The organism is Sulfitobacter sp. 15WGC, assembly GCF_005068605.1.
Lineage (GTDB): Bacteria > Pseudomonadota > Alphaproteobacteria > Rhodobacterales > Rhodobacteraceae > Sulfitobacter > Sulfitobacter faviae.
Map to the genome: position 1 here is coordinate 1 of NZ_SZNL01000227.1, position 249 is coordinate 249.

Sequence of the window (249 nt, forward strand, 5' to 3'; positions counted from 1 at the left end):
GGCCTTGATTTTCCCACTTTGAAAATAATGCTTCCTCAGTGTGGGTACGCTGATGCCCAGTTCCCGCGCGATCTGTGAGTTGTTCAAACCCGCGACCAGCAAAGCTCTGATCTTGCTCGCATTTTTTTGAAGTGGCGATATGACCGGTTCGACCCGGACCACCGCGCCCCTCAGGGATAGGGTCACCCAGTAAGTCAAATCTCTGATCCACCAGAAAAAAATCTCCGAATGATGGGGCTGCCGGTTTCC

The 249-nt window shown here is 52.6% G+C and carries 1 pseudogene; it reads right to left on the reverse strand.

Annotation, left to right across the window (positions count from 1 at the left end):
• Positions 1-249: pseudogene (locus FCK22_RS19165) on the reverse strand (hypothetical protein); the annotation flags it as partial.